Below are 3,457 nucleotides of genomic sequence, written 5' to 3' on the forward strand. Positions count from 1 at the left end.
GTTGCTGCTGCAAAAGCGATGCAACGTAGGCGAGGCACTTGCTGATGCGTTCCTGTTTGCAGGAATCCCCTTCGGGCAGGATTTCGTCTGTCAGGGGGTTGATTCCGCAAGAGAGCTTGCGCAGGTACATTTCGGCACGTTCGATAATCGCATTTTCAGAGGCCATACAAAACTCCATTCGTTGCAAAAAGCGTTGTAAAGATAGTATTTTCTTGGCGTACCATAATTTTTTTCTACCTTTTAAAGTAATTGTGAATCTACTATGAAAACGGCTAAGCATTTTTTTAGTTTAGAAGGTATCGACGGTTCGGGCAAAACGACCCAGATCGATATGCTGATTGATGCGCTCACCAAGGAGGGTTATTCCGTGGTGAAGTTGCGCGAACCGGGCGGCGCAAAGATTTCGGAACGCGTGCGCGAGATTCTTTTGGACACGAATTTCAAGGGAATCATGAGCGACAAGACGGAACTTTTGTTGTACAATGCGGCGCGTGCGCAGGTGATTGCCGAAATTATTCAGCCCGCGCTTGATGCCGGGAAGATCGTGGTTGCCGATCGCTTTGCTTGGAGCACTTTTGCCTACCAGGGTTATGCCCGCGGCTTGGGCGCTGACCTTGTGCAGCGCCTGACAGAAATCACTTGCGACGGTTGCTTTCCGGAGTTGACGGTGGTGCTTGACATTGACGTGGCCAGGGGACGCGCGCGCACCGCGAAGCGGGGCGAGGCACCCGATCGACTGGAGAGCGAGAAGGCCGAATTTTTCGAGAGGGTGCGCAAGGGGTACCTTGCCGCGGCCCGTGACTACAGCGACTGCGTTGCGGCTATCGATGCCGACCGCAGCCCCGATGCCGTATTCGCCGACTTGTAAAGGCTAGACTCTAGAAAAATCGTTAAAGTATAACTTGAAAGGCCTGCAATTGAATTGCGGGCTTTTTATTTCTATCTTTGGCGGTATGGATAGAGCCCGCCGCCGTAAATTTGGCCAGAATTTTTTGGATGTACCTACCGCGCAGATGATTGCGGGCGATTTGCCTGCGAATGCGGGCGACTGGGTGCTTGAAATCGGCCCTGGGCACGGCGCCTTGACGGAGCACTTGATTGAGCGCGCCGTGCAACTCACTGCCGTCGAAATCGACGAGCAGTGCGTGGAATTTTTGCAAGAAAAATTCCAGGGCCGCGAGAATTTCCACATCGAAAACATTGATTTTCTGAAGTTTGACTTGCAGGCGTTTCTGGATGCCCACGAAAAGCCCTGGGTCACGGGAAACTTGCCCTACAACGTGTCGACTGCGATTATCGCAGGGCTCATGCCGAAACTGCATTTGACCAAGGGCTTCATGGGAATGGTGCAGCTCGAAGTTGCCGAGCGCATTTGTGCAAGCCCCTGCAGCAGCAATTATGGGAGCCTCTCGGTTCTGGTGTCCGCCTATGCCGACACGCAGATTCTCCGCAAGATTGGCCCCGAGCATTTTACGCCCCGGCCCAATGTGGATAGCGCCACCATGCTCCTTACGCCCAAGGCCGATGCGCTCGCGGCCCCCGACGGATTCTTCGACTTTGTGCGCGCAGCCTTCACCCAAAAGCGCAAAACCCTTGCCAACTCGTTCGGCCGCGCTTACGACAAAAAGAAAATCATCGACAAACACCAAGAAGGTCCTGGAATTCCTCACCAAGCACCCGAAGGTTACCCGCGTGAGCCACCCGAGCCTCGAAAACCATCCGGACCACAAGCTTTACCAGAAGTACTTCCCGAATGGCGGCGGTTCTATCTTCACCTTCGACATCAAGGGTGGTCAGGAAGAAGCCTTCAAGTTCATTGACAACCTGAAAATTTTCAGCCTGCTTGCAAACGTCGCCGACGTGAAGAGCCTCGTGATTCACCCGTACACCACCACGCACGCCGAACTTTCTCCGGAAGAACTGGCTGCCGCCGAAATTACCCCGGCAACGATCCGCGTGTCTATCGGTACGGAACATTACGAAGACATTATCGCTGACTTGGAAAACGGCTTCGCCGCTATCTAAAAGTTCCATTGCGTGAACAACATCCCTCGTTCGTCATGCAGGCGGGCCGTAGGTAAGGATGATTCTAGTCCTGCTCGAGAGTTTGGTACTGGATTCTTTGCCCACGGTTCCGGCTGGCGGCGGGGATTATTTTTATTGATGTTTACAAGGAGAGTACATCATGATAGACTTCGAATATTATAATCCAGCAAAGATTGTTTTTGGCGAACATAGTGAACAGAAGTTAAAATCGCTTTTGGCTGCGTACGGCGTGAAGTCGCTTCAGCTTGTTTACAGCGGCGATTTTATCAAGACGCTCGGCATTTATGACGTGATCAAGGACGCAGTCAAGGAACTCGGGATTCGTTTTTCCGAAAACGGGAATGTGGTACCGAACCCGACCATTGATCTGGTGCGCGAACTCGTGAAGCAGGGCAAGGAAAACCAGGTGGACTTTGTGCTCGCGGTCGGTGGCGGAAGCTCCATTGATACGGCAAAAGCGGTGGCACTCGGCATTCCGTATGACGGCGATGTGTGGGACTTCTTTGAAAAAGGCATCTCGCCCAAGCAGGTTTTGCCGATTGGCGTGATTGCAACGACGGCTTCGAGCGGTTCCGAGACTTCGAACGCGGCAATCCTTTCGAGCGGTGAATGGAAACTCGGCTTTGAAGATGACCGGATCATTCCGAAATTTGCCATCATGAACCCGAAATACACGGTGGGCCTGCCGGCATACCAGACTTTCGTGGGAATCGCGGACGTACTTTCTCACTTGCTGGAACGCTATTTCTCTGACGAGAAAAATTCCGACACGACGGACTACCTGATTGAAGGCGCGATTCGCGCATTGCTCGTGAATGCGGACAAGCTCTTGAAAGATCAGAAGGACGTCAATGCCCGTGGTGAAATCCAGTGGCTCGCGAGCGTTGCTCACGGCGGATTCCTGGATGCGGGGCGTCGCGCGGACTGGGGCTCTCACCGAATCGAGCATGAACTTTCGGCGCAGTACAACATCACTCACGGCGAAGGCATGGCCGTTGTCACCGTCGCTTGGACCAAGTACATGGCCGAGAAAAAGCCCTGGAGGCTTGCGCTTTTGGCAAGCAGGGTTTTCGGAGTAGATTCGTTCAACTACAGCGAAACCGAACGCGCTTACATCCTTTCGGAAAAGCTCATCATATTATCTCCGTCCGGTATCTCAAAGGTAGGGTCCCCGTGCATCATAAGAAAATACTTATAGAGTTCACGATAACCTGGTGCCATTTCAAATACCAATGACATGCTTTGTGTTGCCTTGTATTCATCAACATCACGAAGAAAAGATGCATTAATGAATTTATTAAGAGCAGAAGTCATATTTGCAACACTGTTCAAAACTGCTTCTTCGGGATTTTTTGTAGAACGAACATATCGTTCTTTGAAATCTTTCAATCTCAATATCGTTGACTTTAAT

3 protein-coding genes and 2 pseudogenes are annotated in these 3,457 nt (G+C 51.8%); 4 read left to right on the top strand and 1 reads right to left on the bottom strand.

Features of this window, described 5'->3' with window-relative positions:
• Nucleotides 1-262 precede the first annotated feature (262 nt).
• The 4 genes and pseudogenes from tmk to Q0628_RS10305 all read left to right on the top strand — a co-directional run bounded on the left by tmk (nucleotide 263) and on the right by Q0628_RS10305 (nucleotide 3,244).
• Nucleotides 263-868: a dTMP kinase gene (tmk, locus tag Q0628_RS10290; protein WP_298770731.1), complete on the top strand. Its 606-nt coding sequence runs from the start codon at nucleotides 263-265 to the stop codon at nucleotides 866-868.
• A 145-nt stretch (nucleotides 869-1,013) separates the two neighbouring features.
• Nucleotides 1,014-1,592: pseudogene (gene rsmA / locus Q0628_RS10295) on the top strand (16S rRNA (adenine(1518)-N(6)/adenine(1519)-N(6))-dimethyltransferase RsmA); the annotation flags it as partial.
• 49 nt (nucleotides 1,593-1,641) lie between these two features.
• A pseudogene (locus tag Q0628_RS10300) lies at nucleotides 1,642-2,025 on the top strand (PLP-dependent transferase); the annotation flags it as partial.
• A gap of 160 nt (nucleotides 2,026-2,185) precedes the next feature.
• Nucleotides 2,186-3,244: an iron-containing alcohol dehydrogenase gene (locus Q0628_RS10305; RefSeq protein ID WP_298770735.1), complete on the top strand. Its 1,059-nt coding sequence runs from the start codon at nucleotides 2,186-2,188 to the stop codon at nucleotides 3,242-3,244.
• Here Q0628_RS10305 and Q0628_RS15750 read toward each other — a convergent pair.
• Nucleotides 3,157-3,441 (bottom strand): DUF2357 domain-containing protein, encoded by a 285-nt coding sequence (locus Q0628_RS15750; RefSeq protein ID WP_366979153.1) that lies wholly within the window; start codon nucleotides 3,439-3,441, stop codon nucleotides 3,157-3,159. The two genes, Q0628_RS10305 and Q0628_RS15750, sit on opposite strands and share 88 nt — an antisense overlap.
• Nucleotides 3,442-3,457: the final 16 nt, after the last annotated feature.

Origin of the sequence: uncultured Fibrobacter sp., assembly GCF_937877005.1 — a bacterium.
In the GTDB taxonomy this organism is placed as follows: Bacteria; Fibrobacterota; Fibrobacteria; order Fibrobacterales; family Fibrobacteraceae; genus Fibrobacter.